This is a genomic window from Aromatoleum sp., from assembly GCF_036675785.1.
Lineage (GTDB): Bacteria > Pseudomonadota > Gammaproteobacteria > Burkholderiales > Rhodocyclaceae > Aromatoleum.
The window spans coordinates 1-16,283 of the sequence record NZ_JAKFEF010000081.1 but is presented as its reverse complement, the minus strand read 5'-3'; the positions used below and the strand labels follow the sequence as shown (position 1 = coordinate 16,283).

Here is a 16,283-nt window from a genome sequence, read left to right as displayed (position 1 = left end):
GTCGCGCCGCGCATCATGGGCGTCGGCCCCGCCTACGCGATCCCGAAGGCGCTCGCGCGCGCCGGCATCGCGCTGAAGGACGTCGACGTCATCGAAATCAACGAGGCGTTCGCGCCGCAAGTCCTGGGCTGCCTGAAGCTGCTCGACCTCCCGTTCGACGATCCGCGCGTGAACCCGAACGGCGGCGCGATCGCGATCGGCCACCCGCTCGGCGCGTCGGGCGCGCGCATCGCGCTGTCGGCCGCGCGCGAACTCGAGCGCCGCAATGGGCGCTACGCGGTCGTCAGCCTGTGCATCGGCGTCGGCCAGGGGATCGCGCTCGTCATCGAACGCGTCGCGGCCTGACGGCCCGCCGCCTCCTTCGACGGTCGCGGCAAGCGCCGTCGAAGGATTGTCATGACTGACCGAGGTTGGGGCGGGACGTCGGGCCGAGGTCGCTGCGTCGGTTTCGGCCACGAGGGGGGGCGCAATGCGGGGTGCAATGCGGGGCGCAATTCGTGCCGCCAAAAGCCGCATCGGGTTGACCCCCGACAAGCCCAGGGTGTCGTCGATACCGGAGAATCCGCGTTCCTGATGCGGTCTTTCAGCGCCGCGATTTCTCCTCTCATTCAAGGACCCACGATGATCGACGACCTCACCCGCTCCCTGCTCGACACGCTGCCGCGCGGCGGACAATACGACCTCGCAGTCGTGCACGACGCCGCCACCGCGATGCACGCGCTGACGATCCGCGTCGACGGCGAGGAGCACCGCCCCGGCATCGGTTACGAGACGCCGGAGCAGTTCGAATACGACCGCGAGCAGATCGCGAACTACCTCGTCACGCGCAAGCAGCGCGGGGGTTGCGGCGGCTGCGGCAGCTGCAGCTGCGGTTGAGGCATCGAGGCCGGGCCGCGCCGGCCCCTGTAGCCACGGTCCGCACGTTTCGCGGCGGCGCGCTCGGCGCGTTTGCCGCGCCCGCCGCGTCTCCTCACATAGCGGGCCCTGTTCGGTCGTGCGCTTTCGTCGCCCGCTGATCCAGCGCCTTCCCCGTTCGCACTCCTGCCGCCGCCCGTAGTCGCGACGGTCCGGTTCGTTCCCGGTTGCCGATCCCGGCGTCGCAACCGCTGCGAGCGGCGTGCCAAAGCCCGTTACCTCGCGGGCACCGTCGAATACGGTCGCCCTGCTAAACTCGGCCGAGTTCATTCACTCGAGGTATCCCATGGCCGAGCCGCTGTTGATCGCGAAGACGCACGATAAGGACATCACGCTGCTGCCGCGCCTCGCGAACCGGCACGGCCTGATCACCGGCGCCACCGGCACCGGCAAGACCGTGACGCTGCAGAAGATGGCCGAATCGTTCGCGGCGATCGGCGTGCCGGTGTTCATGGCCGACGTCAAGGGCGATCTCGCCGGCATCGGCGCAGCCGGCGTCGCTTCCGAGAAGTTGATGCAGCGGCTCGCGGCGATCGGCATCACCGAATTCGCGCCGCGCGCGAACACCGCGGTGTTCTGGGACGTGTTCGGCGAGTCCGGCCATCCCGTGCGCGCGACCGTCTCCGACATGGGGCCGCTGCTCCTCGCGCGGCTCCTGAACCTCAATGAAACGCAGGCCGGCGTGCTGCAGATCGTGTTCCGCGTCGCCGACGATGCCGGGCTGCTGCTGCTCGATCTGAAGGATCTGCGCGCGATGGTGCAGCACGTCGGCGAGAACGCGAAGGCGTTCACGACGCAGTACGGCAACGTCTCGGCGGCGTCGATCGGCGCGATCCAGCGCGGCCTGCTGGCGCTCGAAGAGCAGGGCGCGGACCAATTCTTTGGCGAGCCGATGCTCGATCTCGCGGACCTGATGCAGACCGATGCCGACGGGCGCGGCGTCATCAACGTGCTCGCCGCCGACAAGCTCTACCACTCCCCGAAGCTGTATTCGACGGTGCTGCTGTGGATGCTCGCCGAGCTCTTCGAACAGCTGCCCGAGGTCGGCGATCTCGACAAACCGAAGCTCGTGTTCTTCTTCGACGAGGCGCACCTGCTGTTCAACGACGCGCCGAAAGCGCTCGTCGAGAAGGTCGAGCAGGTCGTGCGGTTGATCCGCTCGAAGGGCGTCGGCGTCTATTTCGTCACCCAGAACCCCCTCGATGTGCCCGAGACGGTCCTCGGCCAGCTCGGCAACCGCGTGCAGCACGCGTTGCGCGCCTTCACGCCGCGCGACCAGAAGGCGGTCAGGACCGCCGCCGAGACGATGCGCGCGAACCCGGCGTTCGACGCCGCCGCCGCGATCGCCGAGCTCGGCGTCGGCGAGGCGCTCGTGTCCTTCCTCGACGACAAGGGACGGCCGACGATCGTCGAGCGCGCGTTCGTCATCGCGCCGGACTCGCGGCTCGGGCCGCTGACGCCCGACGAGCGCAGGCGGTCGATCGAAGGATCGGTGCTGTACGGCCATTACGAGAAGCAACTCGACCGCGAATCGGCGTACGAGATGCTGCGCGCGCAGGCGGCGGCGTCCGCCGACGCGGCACGGGATGCCGCGGAGAAGCCGGGCGCCGCGGGCGGAGCGGGCGAGGCCGGTGGCGTTCTCGGCGGCATGGGGGACATCCTGTTCGGTTCGACCGGGCCGCGCGGCGGCAAGCGCGACGGCCTCGTCGACATCGCGGCGAAAACGGTCGCGCGCACGATCGGCAGCTCGGTCGGCCGGCAGATCGTCCGCGGCGTGCTCGGCTCGCTGTTCGGCGGCGCGCGCCGGCGCTGAGCCGGGCGAGTCACGCGGCCCTCGCGCTCCGGCGGGGTGCTCCGGTTCGCCCAGGCAGGCGCGGCCACGCGCGCTCCCGCTCCTCACCAGACAGACGACATCGATTTCCATGATCCAGGCGACAAACGGCGTCGGACTGCTGTTCGCGGTGCTCGGCGCGATCGGCTTCTCGTTCAAGGCGATCCTCGTGAAGCTCGCGTACCGTTACGGGGTCGATGCCGAAACGCTGCTCGCGCTGCGGATGGGTTTGTCGCTGCCGTTCTTCGTCGTGATGGGCGTCGTCGCGGACCGGCGCGCGAAGTCGCGGCTGACCGCTAGCGACTGGCTGTGGATGGCCGCGCTCGGTTTTTCCGGCTACTACCTCGCCAGTTATCTCGATTTTCTCGGCCTGCGCTACATCACCGCCGCGCTCGAACGGCTAATCCTGTTCCTGTACCCGACCGTCGTGATCCTGCTGTCGGCGATCTTCCTCGGCAAGCCGATCGACCGCCGCACCGTCGCCGCGCTCGCGCTGTGTTACGCGGGCATCGGGCTGGCGGTGGGACATGATCTGCGCGTCACCCGCGAAGCCGGCCAAGTGCTCGTCGGTAGCGCGCTGGTGTTCGCGAGCGCGCTGTCGTATGCGCTGTACCTGATGGGTAATGGGCAGGTCGTCGGCCGGCTCGGCGCTACGCGCGTCACCGCGTTCGCGACGATGGTCGCGTGCGTGCTGTCGATCGCGCAGTTCGTCGTGCTGCGGCCGCTGTCGGCGCTGGTGCTGCCGTGGCAGGTCTACGCGCTCGGGTTCGCGATGGCGCTGTTCTCGACGGTCGCGCCGGTGTGGCTGGTGTCGGAAGCGATCCGCCGCCTTGGCGCCGGCCCCGTGTCGCTGACCGGCACGCTCGGCCCGGTCGTGACGATCTTCCTCGGCTGGCTGCTGCTCGATGAGTCGATCGGCGCCAGCCAGATCGCCGGCGCGGCGCTCGTGATCGGCGGCGTGCTGGTGATGGCGCGGCGGCGCTGAACGACCGTCGGGGCACTCGCGGCGGCGACGGCCGGTCCAACCCGACAACGTTGCCAGCGAAGGAGGTGCCCGATGACCCCCGAGTCCGTCGTATCGCTGATCGCCGAGATCGAAGCCGAGGACCGGCTCGATTTCGGCGACCTCGCGCTATGCGAGAACGAAGCGCGCAGCCTGATGGCGAATCACTTCTGCGAACTCGACCGCAAACTCGCCGAGCACGGCCTGACGACCGAGGCGAGACTCGAGATCATGGCCGCGATCGCCGCGCACACGATGGTCGAGAACATGGTCCTGCACCTCGGCCATCTGCGCAGCGCGGCCGGCCAGGCGGATTTCCGCGGCTGGATGCGGCGGCACGGGCTCGGCTGAGCGCCCGCTCCGCCGCGCGCCGCGTCAGTCGAGCTTCAGCCGCTCGCAGATCGCGGTCGTCAGCCCCGCCTGGTTCATGCTGTAGAAATGCAGTCCGGGCGCCCCGGCGGCGAGCAGGCGCTCGCACAAGTCGGTGACGACGTCGAGGCCGAACGCACGGATCGATTCCGCGTCGTCACCGAAGGCCTCGAACTTCCTGCGCATCCAGCGCGGGATCTCCGCGCCGCACGCGTCCGAGAAGCGTGCGAGTTTCGAGAAACTCCCGATCGGCATGACGCCGGGGACAATCGGGAGGTCGACGCCGAGCGCGCGCACTTCGTCGACGAAATGCAGGTACGCGTCGAGGTTGTAGAAGTACTGCGTGATTGCGGAGTCGGCGCCGGCGTCGGCCTTGCGCTTGAACGCGACGAGGTCGTCCTTCGGGCTCTTCGCCTGCGGATGCCATTCGGGGTACGCGGCGACCTCGATGCGGAAGCGGTCGCCGGTTTCGGCGCGGATGAATTCCACGAGCTCGTTGGCGTAGCGGAATTCCCCCGGGTCGCCGACGCCGGACGGCAAATCACCGCGCAGCGCGACGATGCGGCGGATTCCCGCCGCGGCGTAGTCGTCGAGGATCTCGCGGATGCCGGCGCGCGTCGAGCCGATGCACGACAGGTGCGGCGCGGCTTCGAAGCCGTCGGCGGCGATCTCCTTGACCGTCGCGAACGTGTGCTCGCGCGTCGAGCCGCCGGCGCCGTAAGTGACCGAGAAGAACGCGGGCTTGAGCCGCGCGAGCTTCGCGCGCGTCGCCGCGAGCTTGTCGACGCCTTCGGGCGTCTGCGGCGGGAAGAACTCGATGGAAAGTTCGGGTTTCTGCATCGCGCCCTCGCTCAGTAGCGGTAGTGCGTCGACTTGTACGGCCCTTCGACCGGCACGCCGATGTACGCAGCCTGGTCCGGACGCAGCTCGGTCAGCTGCGCGTTGAGCTTCTTCAGCTGCAGCCGCGCGACCTTCTCGTCGAGATGCTTCGGCAGCGTATACACGCCGACCGGATAGTCCGCGGTGCGCGTGTAGAGCTCGATCTGCGCGATCGTCTGGTTCGCGAACGACGAGCTCATCACGTAGCTCGGGTGGCCGGTCGCGCAGCCGAGGTTCACGAGCCGCCCCTTCGCGAGCAGGATGATGCGTTTCCCGTCCGGGAAGATCACGTGATCGACCTGCGGCTTGATCTCCTCCCACTCGTAGCCCTCGATCGACGCGACGTCGATCTCGTTGTCGAAGTGGCCGATGTTGCAGACGATCGCCTGGTCTTTCATCTTCGCCATGTGATCGTGCGTGATCACGTGGTAGTTGCCGGTGCAGGTGACGAAGATGTCGGCCTTGGCGGCCGCGTAGTCCATCGTCACGACGCGGTAGCCTTCCATCGCCGCCTGCAGCGCGCAGATCGGATCGATCTCGGTGACCCACACCTGCGCCGACAGCGCGCGCAGCGCCTGCGCCGAGCCCTTGCCGACGTCGCCGTAGCCGCAGACGAGGGCGACCTTGCCGGCGACCATCACGTCGGTCGCGCGCTTGATGCCGTCGACGAGCGACTCGCGGCAGCCGTACAGATTGTCGAATTTCGACTTCGTCACCGAATCGTTGACGTTGATCGCCGGGAACTTCAGCTCGCCGCGCTCGTGCATCTGGTACAGGCGATGCACGCCGGTCGTCGTCTCCTCCGTGACGCCCTTGATCGCCGCGAGCCGGACCGAATACCAGGCGGGGGCGACCGCGAGCTTGGCCCTGATCGCGGCGAACAGGACGCGCTCCTCCTCCGAGCCCGGGTTCGCGAGCACGCCGAGGTCCTTCTCGGCGCGTGCCCCCAGGTGCAGCAGCAGCGTCGCGTCGCCGCCGTCGTCGAGGATCATGTTGCTGTAGACGGCGTCGCCGTTCGGCGCCGCCGGCCATTCGAAGATGCGGTGCGTGTAGTCCCAGTAGTCGGCGAGCGACTCGCCCTTGACCGCGAACACCGGCACGCCCGACGCCGCGATCGCGGCCGCGGCGTGGTCCTGCGTCGAGAAGATGTTGCATGAGGCCCAGCGCACTTCGGCTCCGAGCGCGGTCAGCGTCTCGATCAGCACCGCGGTCTGGATCGTCATGTGCAGCGAGCCGGTGATGCGCGCGCCGCGCAACGGCTGCGCCGCGGCGAACTCCGCGCGGATCGCCATCAGGCCAGGCATCTCGGTTTCGGCGATGCGGATTTCCTTGCGGCCCCAGTCGGCGAGCGCGAGGTCGGCGATGACGTAGTCGGTGAATTTGTCAGCCACAGAGTTCATAAGTGTCCCTTGAACGTGTGGCCGGGAAGGGGTGCTGCGGTGGGCTCACCTTGTCACCCCGTGCCCGGCACGGGTTAAGGTGAGCGCGGTTTTGAAGGGCCGAGCCTGGGACGAAAGTCTCGCAGCGCTCCTCGGCAGGCGGCGATTATAACCCCGGCAGGGGCCGCGGGAAGCCGTTCGCGCAGGCGGCGCCCGGAAGTCGCGGCGCCCGGGCGTCCATCCTGAGGCGGTCGCCCGTCCGCGGCGCCCGAGCGCCTATCCGGACTTCGCGTCGCGCGAGCCGGCGCGCCGTTTTGCGCGCGCTTCGTCGAGGAAGCTGCACAGTTGCGCGGCGCCGTCGAGAAGCCGCGGCGTGTGGCGCTGGATGAGTTCGGGCGGAATGAAGTAGAGGTTGTCGGCGGCGGCCGCGGCGAGCTTCGGCCAGCGTTTCCACTGGTCGAGCCAGTCGGGGCGGGCTTCGCCCATGCCGCTCGCGACGATCACTTCGGGGTCGGCCGCGAGCACGCTCTCGACGCCGATCGCCGGGGCGAGCTGCGGCAGCTTGCCGAACACGTTGTCGCCGCCGCACAGCCGGATCGCGTCGGAAATCAGGTGCTCGTCGTTGATCGTCATCAGCGGCTTGTCCCAGATCTGATAGAACATGCGCACGCGCGGACGCCCGCCGTACCGTCGGGCGAGTTCGTCGCGCCGCGCCCGGAACGCGTCCGCGGCGGCGCGAGCGGCGCCCTCGCTCCCGGCGAGAACTCCGAGGCTTTCGAGGCTGCGCGCGACGTCGTCAAGGCTGCGCGGCTCATTCAAGTACACCGCAATGCCGAGCGCGGCGAGCTTGTCGAGGTGCGCGTCGCGATTGCCGGTTTTCCAGGCGATCACGAGGTCGGGTTTCAGCGCGGCGACCGCCTCCATGTCGATGTTGCCGTAGCCGCCGACGCGCGGCAGCTGGCGCGCCGCTTCGGGGTAGTCGCTGTACGCGACCGCGCCGACGACGCGCGGGCCGGCGCCCGCCGCGAACAGCAGCTCGGTGACGTGCGGCGCGAGGCTGACGACGCGCTGTGCGGGACGCGCGAGGCGGACCGTCCGGCCGGCGTCGTCCACGACGGCGAGTTCGGCATGCAGCGGCGTTGCGACGACGGTCGCCGCAAGCGCGGCGGCAAAGGGAAACAGCTTCGGCAAGGGCATCGGCGAGAACCTTCAGTCGGGCAGGCAGGCGGAGTCGGCGGCGGGGACAAATACCGCGCCGGGCGTCCCGCGCGGCTCGAACGGCGCAAACGGGGCGCCCTCGGGCAAGGCGTCAGCGACGGGCGCCGCGGCCGCGGGCAGCGCAACGCTCGCGCCCGTGCGCGCGGCGAGCATCGGCGCGCCAGGCGGGACGTAAGGTTCCGCGGTGTCGCGGCCCTGTCCGCCGCTTGCCGACAGCCGGCGCGCGATCGCGTGGATCGCGTCGAATCGTCCCGCGCACCACGCGGGCGCGAGCAGCGTCGGGGCGTTCGCGGTCGCGGAGACGCGGTGGTAGACGACTGCGGCCGGCGTGCGGCGAATCATTGCGGCGGCGACCTCCGCGTACGTTTCGAGGTCCGGCGGGCTCACTTCGCCGCGCCGCCACGCGCTCGCGAGCCGGCTGCCGCGCACGATCATCAGTGGATGCAGCTTCAGTCCGGCGACGCCGAGGTCGAGCACGCGCGCGAGCGTGTCGAGGCTCGCGGCGGGCGCTTCGCCGGGCAGGCCGACGATCAGGTGCGTGCACACCGGGATGCGCCGGACATGCGCCCGCTGCACCGCATCCGCGTACGCCGCAAAGCCGTGACCGCGATTGATGCGATCGAGCGTCCCGTCGAACGCGCTCTGCAGCCCGAGTTCGAGCCACACTTCGAAGCCGCGCTCGCGGTAGCCGGCGAGGAGGTCGAGCACCGTGTCGGGCACGCAGTCCGGCCGCGTGCCGACGCACAGCCCGACGACATCGGCGCCGGCGAGCGCCTGCTCGTAGAGCCGCCGCAGCGTCTCGACTTCGGCGTAGGTGCTCGTGTAGGCCTGGAAATACGCGAGGTAGCGCCGCGCGCGGTCCATCTTCGCCCGCCCTGCGGCGAGCTGGAGCGCGATCGGCGCGGGCGCTGCGCGGTTGAACGACCGCACGTTGCAGAAGCTGCAGCCGCCGCGGCCGAGCGTGCCGTCGCGGTTCGGGCAGGTGAAGTCGCCGTGCAGCGGGAGCTTGTGGACGCGCTCGCCGAAGCGGTTTTTCAGGTGCCGGCCGATCGTATTGACGTGGAGGTCGAGTTGCATCGCGTGTGTGGCTGTTCGTTGCGGCTCTCGGCCGGTTCGTTGCGATTCGGTTTGCCGCGCTTCGCGCCGCGAGCTGTTCCGCTTGCCGCGCCCGACGTCGTCAAGCCTCCGTGTGCATCCCTGTCGGGTCGCAAGCGATGTCGTCGAGCGCCTGCGCGAGCCGCGCCCATCCCGCGTCGTTTCCCGGCAGGCCGAAGCGCAGGCTCGCCGGGTGGTCGAAGCCGCGGACGAGAATGCCGCTGCGGGCGAAGCGGTCCTGCAGCGCGGCGGCGTCCGGATGGCGCAGCCACTGGAACAGTGCCGGGCCGGTCGGCTCGCCGAGGCCCGAACCGCGCAGCAGCCCGGCGAGCCGCGCCGCATCGTTCGCGAGCCGCGCGCGCATCTCGCGCCGCCAATCGAGATCCGCGAGCGCCGCGGTCGCCACGTACCGAGCCGGCCCCGAGATCGGCCATGGACCGAGACGGTCGGCGAGTTCGCGGCGCAGGTCGGCCGGCGCCAGCACGAAGCCGACCCGCGCGCCGGCGAAGCCGAAGAACTTGCCGAGCGAGCGCAGCACGACGAGGTTCGGCCGCCCAGCGTGGGCGGCGAGGCTCTCGTCGGGGGCGGCGTCGAGGAAGGCTTCGTCGACGACCAGCCAACCGCCGCGCGCGGCGAGCCGCGCGTGCCAGTCGAGGAGCCGCTCCCGGCCGAACAGCGCGCCGGACGGGTTGTTCGGGTTCACGAGCACGAGGACGTCGGTATCGCCGAGCGCCCCTTCGATCTCGTCCTCCGCGCACGCGCGCACCCGGCGCCCGCGCCATGCGTGCGGATGTTCCGCGTAGGTCGGCGTGGGCACGGTGACGCGATCGCCCGGAATCAGCGCCGGCAGCGCCTGGATCGCGGCTTGCGAGCCGGCGACCGCGAGCAGTTCGTCGCTGCCGTAATAGCGCGCGGCGGCAGCCTCGAGCCCGTCGCCGTCTTCGGGCAAACGTTGCCATACTTCGGCCGGAATGGCCGGCGCCGGGTAGCCGTGCGGATTGATGCCGGTCGACAGATCGAGCCAGTCCGCGAGCCGAATGCGGTAGCGCTCGGCGGCACGGCGCAGGCGTCCGCCGTGTTCAAGCATGGTTGCCCTCCGGCAGCGCGACGCCGCGCGCGGGCATCGCGGCAGATATGGGATGGCTGCGTGCGGAGTCGTCGAGGCAGCGCATCACGCCGCTCCCGCGAGCGACGCCACGAGCGCCGCGACCGCGACGACGCCGAGCCACAGCAGCATCCCGTGGCGCACCAGACGCACCGCGCCGCGCACGCTCCCGGCGTCGGCCGGCGCGCCGCAGCCGAGCGGCGGACGCTGCTCCTCCCGGCCGTGGTAGATCGCCGCGCCGCCGAGTTGCACCGCGAGCGCGCCGGCGCCGGACGCCATCACCGGACCGGCGTTCGGGCTGTCCCAGGTCGGCGCCTGCTCGCGCCAGCACGCGAGCGCCGAACGGGTGCGGCCGAGCAGCGCATAAGTCAGCGCGGTCAGCCGCGCGGGCAGCCAGTTCAGCGCGTCGTCGAGGCGCGCCGCGGACCAGCCGAAGCGGAGGAAACGCTCGTTGCGGTAGCCCCACATCGCATCGAGCGTGTTCGCGAGCCGGAACAGCAGCGCCCCGGGGCCGCCGGCGACGCAGAACCAGAACAGCGCGCCGAACACCGCGTCGTTGCCGTTCTCGAGCACCGACTCGGTACCGGCCTTGGCGACGCCCGTCGCATCGAGGGCCCGGGTGTCGCGGCTGACGATGCGGCCGACGCGCTCGCGCGCGGCGTCGAGGTCGCCCGCGGCGAGCGGCGCCGCGATCGCCTCGGCATGCTCCGCGAGGCTGCGCGCGCCGAGCGCGAAATACAGCAGCGCGATGTCGACCACCCATTGCGCTGCCGGATGGGTTTCGCGCACCGCGACTGCGAGCCCGACCCACGGCGCGACCGCGAGCAGCCAAGCGAACAGCCCGGCGGCGCGGGCCGGCAGCAGGCGGCGGGACCGCGTCTCGAGCCAGCCCGCCCAGCGGCCGAAGCCGACGAGCGGGTGGAAGCGCCGCGGCTCGCCCAGCAGGCGGTCGGCGAGGATGCCGGCGGCAAGTTTGATCGGCAGCGAAATCATCGGCGGGGCTTATCGGCGATAATTCGCCGCTTTGAAAGAGCCGGGATTTTACGCCATGCCAAACGCTGCCGCCCTGATGGTGCAGGGGACGACCTCGGATGCCGGAAAAAGTACGCTCGTCGCGGGGCTCGCGCGGCTGCTCGCGCGGCGCGGCGTGCGCGTCGCGCCGTTCAAGCCGCAGAACATGGCGCTGAACTCCGCGGTCACCGTCGACGGCGGCGAGATCGGCCGCGCGCAGGCGCTACAGGCGCTCGCGGCCGGGCTCGCACCGCATACCGACTTCAACCCGGTGCTGCTGAAGCCCGCGACCGATATCGGCGCGCAGGTCGTCATCCACGGCAAGGTCGCCGCAAACCTGTCGGCACGCGACTACCACGCGTACAAGCCGACCGCGATGGCGGCGGTGATGGCGTCGTGGGACCGCCTCCTCAGCGCATATGAATGCGTCCTCGTCGAAGGCGCCGGCAGCCCGGCCGAGATCAACCTGCGCGACCGCGACATCGCGAACATGGGCTTCGCGGAAGCCGCCGACGTGCCGGTGATCCTCGTCGCCGACATCGACCGCGGCGGCGTCTTCGCGCACCTCGTCGGCACGCTCGACCTGCTGTCGCCGACGGAACAGGCGCGCGTCAAGGGCTTCGTCATCAACCGCTTCCGCGGCGACCTCGGCCTGCTGCAGCCGGGCCTCGACTGGCTCGAGGAGCGCACCGGCCGGCCGGTGCTCGGCGTGCTGCCCTACCTGCACGGATTGTTCCTCGACGCCGAGGACGGGCTCGCCGACGCGCGCGCGGACAAGGGCGAAGCGCGGCTGACCGTCGTCGCGCCGGTCTATCCGCGGATCTCGAACCACACCGACCTCGACGCGCTGCGGCTGCATCCGCAGGTCGATTTCCGCTGGGTCGGCCCCGGCCAGGCGCTGCCGCCGGCCGACCTGATCGTGCTGCCCGGCTCGAAGAGCGTGCAGGCCGACCTCGCGTGGCTGCGCGCGCAGGGCTGGGACGCGGCGATCCGCCGACACCTGCGTTACGGCGGCAAGCTCGTCGGCATCTGCGGCGGCTTCCAGATGCTCGGCACGCGGCTGCACGACCCGCTCGGGCTCGAAGGCGGCGACGGCAGCACCGCAGGACTCGGTCTGCTCGACATGGAAACGACGCTCGAAGCCGAAAAGCGCCTCGAAAACGTCTGCGGCACGCTGGACCTGCCGGGCGCGCCGTCGGCGGCGGGCTACGAGATCCACATGGGCGTGACCCGCGGCCCGGCGCTCGACCGGCCGGCGCTGCGCTTTGCCGACGGCCGTGGGGACGGCGCGCTGTCGGGCGACGGCCAGATCCTCGGCACGTATCTGCACGGCCTCTTCGACACCCCCGCGGCGCTGACCGCGCTGCTCGCCTGGGCCGGCGCGGGCGACGTCGAGCCGGTCGACCTCGCCGCGCGCCGCGAAGCGGACCTCGACCGGCTCGCGGACGCGATCGAACGGCACCTCGATCTCGATCGGCTGCTTCCCGCGGAGTGGCTCGGCGGATAACGCCTTCGGCTCACCCGCCCTACGGGAGTCCGACAGTCAGCGGCCGGTGAACTGCGGCTTGCGCTTCGCGAAGAACGCGTCGAGCCCTTCCTGGTAGTCCGCGGTGCCGAGGAACGCGAACGCGTCGCGCTTTTCCGCGACGGTCAGCGGCTCGCCCTGCATCAGCCGGCGCACCCACTGCTTGTGCCAGCGCGCGACGAGCGGCGCGCCGGCGGCGATGCGCCCGGCGCACGCGAGGGCCTCGTCGATGACCTTTTCGTCGTCGACGATCCGCGTCAGCAAGCCTTTCTGCAAGGCTTCCTGCGCGCTCAGGATGCGGCCTTCGAGCAGGATCTCGAGCAGCGTCGCCGGACCGACGAGCGCGAGCAGGCCCGCCATTTCGCCCGGGTACATCGAGAACCCGAGCCGGTTGATCGGTGCGCCGAAGCGTGAGGACTCGCCGGCGATGCGCAGGTCGCAGCAGCCGGCGATTTCGAGCCCGCCGCCGACGCACGCGCCCCGGATCGCGGCGACCGTCGGAATCGGGCAGGCGCGGATCGCGTCGAGCGCGGTCGCGACGAGCTCGTCGTGGTAGTGCAGCGCGTCGTCGACGGTCGCGCGCACGGTGAGGAATTCCTCGATGTCACCGCCGGCTGCGAACGCCTTGTCGCCGGCGCCGCGCAGGATCAGGCAGCGCAGCGAGGTGTCGGCGGCGACGCGGTCGAGCGCTTGGCGTAGCGCCGTCCACATCGCCGAATCGATGGCATTGAGCTTGTCCGGATTGGACAGCTGCAACGTCGCGACCGCGCCGTCGCGGGAGAAGAGGATTTCGCCGTTCATACCGGAATTTCGCCCAAAAACGTTCTATAGATACCTGTTTTTTCGTACAAAACTGTCTTCGATCAAATTATTCTATTCGATCGAAAAATGCCTCCATACCGTGTGGTATGGACTCCTCTGGATGATATATCATCCGCCCGCCGCAACGGCCGCGTCAGACGGTTTCGTGCGGAGATTCAGGAGGAAGGTGGAGCGACGTATGTGTGTTGCTTTCTTTGGAGGGGTGAGAGTGTCAAGTTCAATGTATGCGCACATCAGGCGCAATCCGCGTTTTGCGGAACTGGTGGAAAAGCGGACGAAGTTCGCGACGACCCTGTCGCTCGTCGTGCTCGTCCTTTTTTACGGCTTCGTGTTGCTGGTGGCGTTCGCGCCGGACCTGATCGGGATGCGTCTTTCCGAAGGCAGCAACCTGACTTTCGGCATCGCCGCCGGCCTGTTCCAGTTCGTGTTTTTCTGGGTGTTGACGTTCGTCTATGTCCGCCGCGCCAACGGCGAGTTCGACGACATCAACAACGAAATCGTGCGCGCCGCGTGGAAGGACCAAAAATAATGAAAGCGACCGTCCTTTCCCGCCTGGCCATGGGCCTCTTCGCGTTTTCGGTCGCCGCCAGCGCGGTTGCCGGCGATGCGATCGCGCAGACCGAGAAGCAGGGACTCAACCTTCACGCGATCGGCATGTTCTTCGTGTTCGTGCTGATGACGCTCGGCATCACCTACTGGGCCGCGAGCCGCACGAAGTCGACTGCCGACTTCTACACCGCCGGCGGCGGCATCACCGGCTGGCAGAACGGCCTGGCGATCGCCGGTGACTACATGTCGGCCGCGACGCTGCTCGGTCTGACAGCGATGATGTACACGCAGGGGGTCGACGCGTACATCTACATGATCGCGTTCTTCGTCGGCTGGCCGATCATCCTGTTCCTGATGGCCGAACGCCTGCGCAACCTCGGCAAGTTCACGTTCGCCGACATCACCGCGTACCGCCTCGACCAGGGCAAGGTGCGCACGATGGCCGCGGTGAGCTCGCTGACGGTCGTCTGCTTCTACCTCGTCGCGCAAATGGTCGGCGCCGGCCAGCTGATCAAGCTGCTGTTCGGCCTCGATTACATCGTCGCGCTGTTCGTCGTCGGCGCGCTGATGATGGTTTACGTGACGTTCGGCGGCATGGTCGCGACGACCTGGGTGCAGATCATCAAGGCGTGCATGCTGCTGATCGGCGGCACGGCGGTGATGCTGCTCGCGTTCAGCCAGTTCGGCTTCAGCTTCGACGAGCTGACGACCCGCGCGATGGAAGTGCACAAGCTCGGCGGCAAGCTGCTCGCGCCGGGCAGCCTGCTCGCCGACCCGGTCACCGCGATCTCGCTCGGCCTTGGCCTGATGTTCGGTACCGCCGGCCTGCCGCACATCCTGATGCGCTTCTTCACCGTCACCGACGCGAAGGAAGCGCGCAAGTCGGTGCTCTACGCATCGGGCATCGTCGCGTACTTCTTCAACGTCATCGCAGTGATGGGCCTGTGCGCGATCCTGATCGTCGGCACGAACCCCGAGTTCTTCGAGGAAGGCCAGCTCGGCGGCAAGGTCATCGGCGGCGGCAACATGATCGCGATGCACCTCGCGAACGCCGTCGGCGGCAACCTGCTGCTCGGCTTCCTGTCGGCGGTCGCGTTCGCGACGATCCTCGCGGTCGTCGCCGGTCTCGCACTCGCCGGTGCGTCGGCGATCTCGCACGACATCTATTCGCGCGTGATCATGAAGGGCAAGGCCTCGGAGACCACCGAGCTGAAGGTGTCGAAGTTCGCCACCATCGGGCTCGGTATCGTCGCCGTCCTGCTCGGCATCGCGTTCGAGAAGATGAACATCGCGTTCATGGTCGCGCTCGCGTTCGGCGTCGCCGCCTCGGCCAACTTCCCGGTGCTGATCCTGTCGATGTACTGGAAAGGCCTGACGACGCGCGGCGCGCTGGTCGGCGGCTATTCCGGCCTTGTCAGCGCGGTGATGTTCGTCGTCCTGTCGAAGTCGGTGTGGGTCGACGTGCTGCACAACGCCGAAGCGATCTTCCCCTACACGCAGCCCGCGCTGTTCTCGATGCCGATCGCGTTCCTGCTGGCGATCCTCGTGTCGAAGCTCGACACGAGCGCTGCCGCGAAGAAGGAAATCGAGGCCTTCGAAGACCAGTACGTGCGGGCCCAGACGGGCGTCGGCGCGGCGACCGCCGCGGCGCACTGAGTCGGTAGCAGTTGAAGCTTGCCGCGCCCGCAGGCGCGGCGATCGAAACCCCCGTTCCGGGATGCCGGGCGGGGGTTTTTTACGTAGGTCGGCGTGAGCGCAGCGAAGGCCGACGCAGAGCTGCCGGTCTGTGTGCGCTTCGTTTGACCCGAGCGTCGGACATCGCTGCGCTCGGTCCGACCTGCCGGCTACACGGCGTCGACCCGGACGGAGCGCGGGGCGGCGGACGGTTTTGCTGCGACTGCCGGGCATAGCTCGAGCACGGCGCACGCTGCGCTCGTCGTCAGGTCGCGGCCGAGCAGCAGCCGAACGTCGGCCGCGAGGCCTTTCGACGGGCTCGGGAGCACTTGCGGGCGGAACGGCAGGCGCGCGGCGAACGCTTCGGCTTCGTCGCGGTAGCCGTCGCGATAGGCGACGTACGACGCGGGCTGGTTGTATGGCAAGTGATTCGTCAGCCGGGGCCGGGCGAAGCGCTCCGCGGCGAGGAGGCCGGCGAGTCGGCGGGCGAGGCCTTCGCCGCCGTGGCCGTTCGCGATTTCGTAGCGCGCCGGACGGGACGGCAGCCCGGCGGGCGGCGAGGCAAGCGCGGCCGATGAACCAGGTGCGCCGGGCGACGAGGCAGGTGTGGCGGGCGATGAGGCAGGTGCAGTGTGGGTGGCAACCGGCAGGCGCGCCGCGACGATGGTCTCCGGCGCTGACAATCGAACCGGTATCACCGTTGCCGCCGCGGCGGTCGAGGCCGGACGTGTCGTGGCGGTGACGATCGCTGCTGCGGCAGCAACGGTATCCGCACGCGTCGCCGGGCCATTCCGCAGCTCGAACACGTTCTCCGCGACCTTCACGAGCTCGGCGCGCGGCGGCTCGCCCGCGGGCGCCGGAGCGGCGAGCGCACGCGGCACGACCGGTTCCGGCCGGGCGGCGACGGC

At 69.7% G+C, this 16,283-nt stretch carries 15 protein-coding genes, 1 pseudogene and 1 riboswitch; of the genes and pseudogenes, 8 read left to right on the top strand and 8 right to left on the bottom strand.

The genetic code is table 11. The features are described 5' to 3' along the window. The 5 genes and pseudogenes from V6M37_RS17950 to V6M37_RS17930 all read left to right on the top strand — a co-directional run. Positions 1-345, top strand: a pseudogene (locus tag V6M37_RS17950) (3-oxoadipyl-CoA thiolase); the annotation flags it as partial. A gap of 276 nt (positions 346-621) precedes the next feature. After that, on the top strand, positions 622-876 hold the full coding sequence (locus tag V6M37_RS17945) for a hypothetical protein (protein ID WP_332675640.1): 255 nt from the start codon (positions 622-624) through the stop codon (positions 874-876). Between the two features lie 325 nt (positions 877-1,201). Continuing rightward, positions 1,202-2,728, top strand: a complete 1,527-nt coding sequence (locus V6M37_RS17940) for a helicase HerA-like domain-containing protein (RefSeq protein WP_332675639.1) — start codon at positions 1,202-1,204, stop codon at positions 2,726-2,728. Between the two features lie 109 nt (positions 2,729-2,837). Further along, positions 2,838-3,731, top strand: a complete 894-nt coding sequence (locus V6M37_RS17935) for a DMT family transporter (protein WP_332675638.1) — start codon at positions 2,838-2,840, stop codon at positions 3,729-3,731. Between the two features lie 72 nt (positions 3,732-3,803). Next, positions 3,804-4,100 (top strand): hypothetical protein, encoded by a 297-nt coding sequence (locus tag V6M37_RS17930; RefSeq protein WP_332675637.1) that lies wholly within the window; start codon positions 3,804-3,806, stop codon positions 4,098-4,100. Between the two features lie 24 nt (positions 4,101-4,124). Here V6M37_RS17930 and metF read toward each other — a convergent pair whose 3' ends face one another. The 6 genes from metF to cbiB form a co-directional block, all read right to left on the bottom strand. Further along, entirely contained in the window at positions 4,125-4,958 is an 834-nt protein-coding gene (metF, locus tag V6M37_RS17925; RefSeq protein ID WP_332675636.1) for a methylenetetrahydrofolate reductase [NAD(P)H], read from the bottom strand. Between the two features lie 11 nt (positions 4,959-4,969). Beyond that, positions 4,970-6,397, bottom strand: a complete 1,428-nt coding sequence (gene ahcY / locus V6M37_RS17920; RefSeq protein ID WP_332675635.1) for an adenosylhomocysteinase — start codon at positions 6,395-6,397, stop codon at positions 4,970-4,972. A 74-nt stretch (positions 6,398-6,471) separates the two neighbouring features. Next, a riboswitch (S-adenosyl-L-homocysteine riboswitch) is annotated at positions 6,472-6,536 on the bottom strand. A gap of 116 nt (positions 6,537-6,652) precedes the next feature. Next, complete coding sequence (locus V6M37_RS17915; RefSeq protein ID WP_332675634.1) at positions 6,653-7,573, bottom strand: cobalamin-binding protein; 921 nt, start codon at positions 7,571-7,573, stop codon at positions 6,653-6,655. A 12-nt stretch (positions 7,574-7,585) separates the two neighbouring features. After that, the gene (locus V6M37_RS17910; protein ID WP_332675633.1) at positions 7,586-8,671 is read right to left on the bottom strand and encodes a TIGR01212 family radical SAM protein; all 1,086 of its coding nucleotides are present in this window, start codon (positions 8,669-8,671) and stop codon (positions 7,586-7,588) included. A 100-nt stretch (positions 8,672-8,771) separates the two neighbouring features. Further along, positions 8,772-9,776 carry a threonine-phosphate decarboxylase CobD gene (gene cobD, locus V6M37_RS17905; RefSeq protein WP_332675632.1) on the bottom strand — a complete coding sequence of 335 codons (1,005 nt, stop codon included), beginning with the start codon at positions 9,774-9,776 and terminating at the stop codon, positions 8,772-8,774. Positions 9,777-9,860: 84 nt separating this feature from the next. Further along, positions 9,861-10,787: an adenosylcobinamide-phosphate synthase CbiB gene (cbiB, locus tag V6M37_RS17900; RefSeq protein WP_332675631.1), complete on the bottom strand. Its 927-nt coding sequence runs from the start codon at positions 10,785-10,787 to the stop codon at positions 9,861-9,863. 55 nt (positions 10,788-10,842) lie between these two features. Between cbiB and V6M37_RS17895 the strand changes: the two genes are divergently transcribed. After that, on the top strand, positions 10,843-12,312 hold the full coding sequence (locus V6M37_RS17895) for a cobyric acid synthase (protein WP_332675630.1): 1,470 nt from the start codon (positions 10,843-10,845) through the stop codon (positions 12,310-12,312). A 36-nt stretch (positions 12,313-12,348) separates the two neighbouring features. Here the strand turns inward: V6M37_RS17895 and V6M37_RS17890 are convergent, their stop codons facing one another. After that, on the bottom strand, positions 12,349-13,131 hold the full coding sequence (locus tag V6M37_RS17890; RefSeq protein WP_332675629.1) for an enoyl-CoA hydratase/isomerase family protein: 783 nt from the start codon (positions 13,129-13,131) through the stop codon (positions 12,349-12,351). A gap of 229 nt (positions 13,132-13,360) precedes the next feature. Here V6M37_RS17890 and V6M37_RS17885 point away from each other — a divergent pair, with 229 nt between their 5' ends. Together V6M37_RS17885 and V6M37_RS17880 are read left to right on the top strand one after the other, a co-directional pair. Continuing rightward, positions 13,361-13,681: a DUF485 domain-containing protein gene (locus V6M37_RS17885; protein WP_442881024.1), complete on the top strand. Its 321-nt coding sequence runs from the start codon at positions 13,361-13,363 to the stop codon at positions 13,679-13,681. Next, a complete protein-coding gene (locus V6M37_RS17880) occupies positions 13,681-15,357 on the top strand; it encodes a cation acetate symporter (protein WP_332675628.1) in 1,677 nt (558 codons plus the stop codon). Before V6M37_RS17885 ends, V6M37_RS17880 begins: the two co-directional genes overlap by 1 nt. Positions 15,358-15,545: 188 nt before the next feature. Here the strand turns inward: V6M37_RS17880 and V6M37_RS17875 are convergent. Then, on the bottom strand, positions 15,546-16,283 hold a 738-nt coding region (locus tag V6M37_RS17875; protein ID WP_332675626.1), incomplete at its 5' end, for a LytR C-terminal domain-containing protein.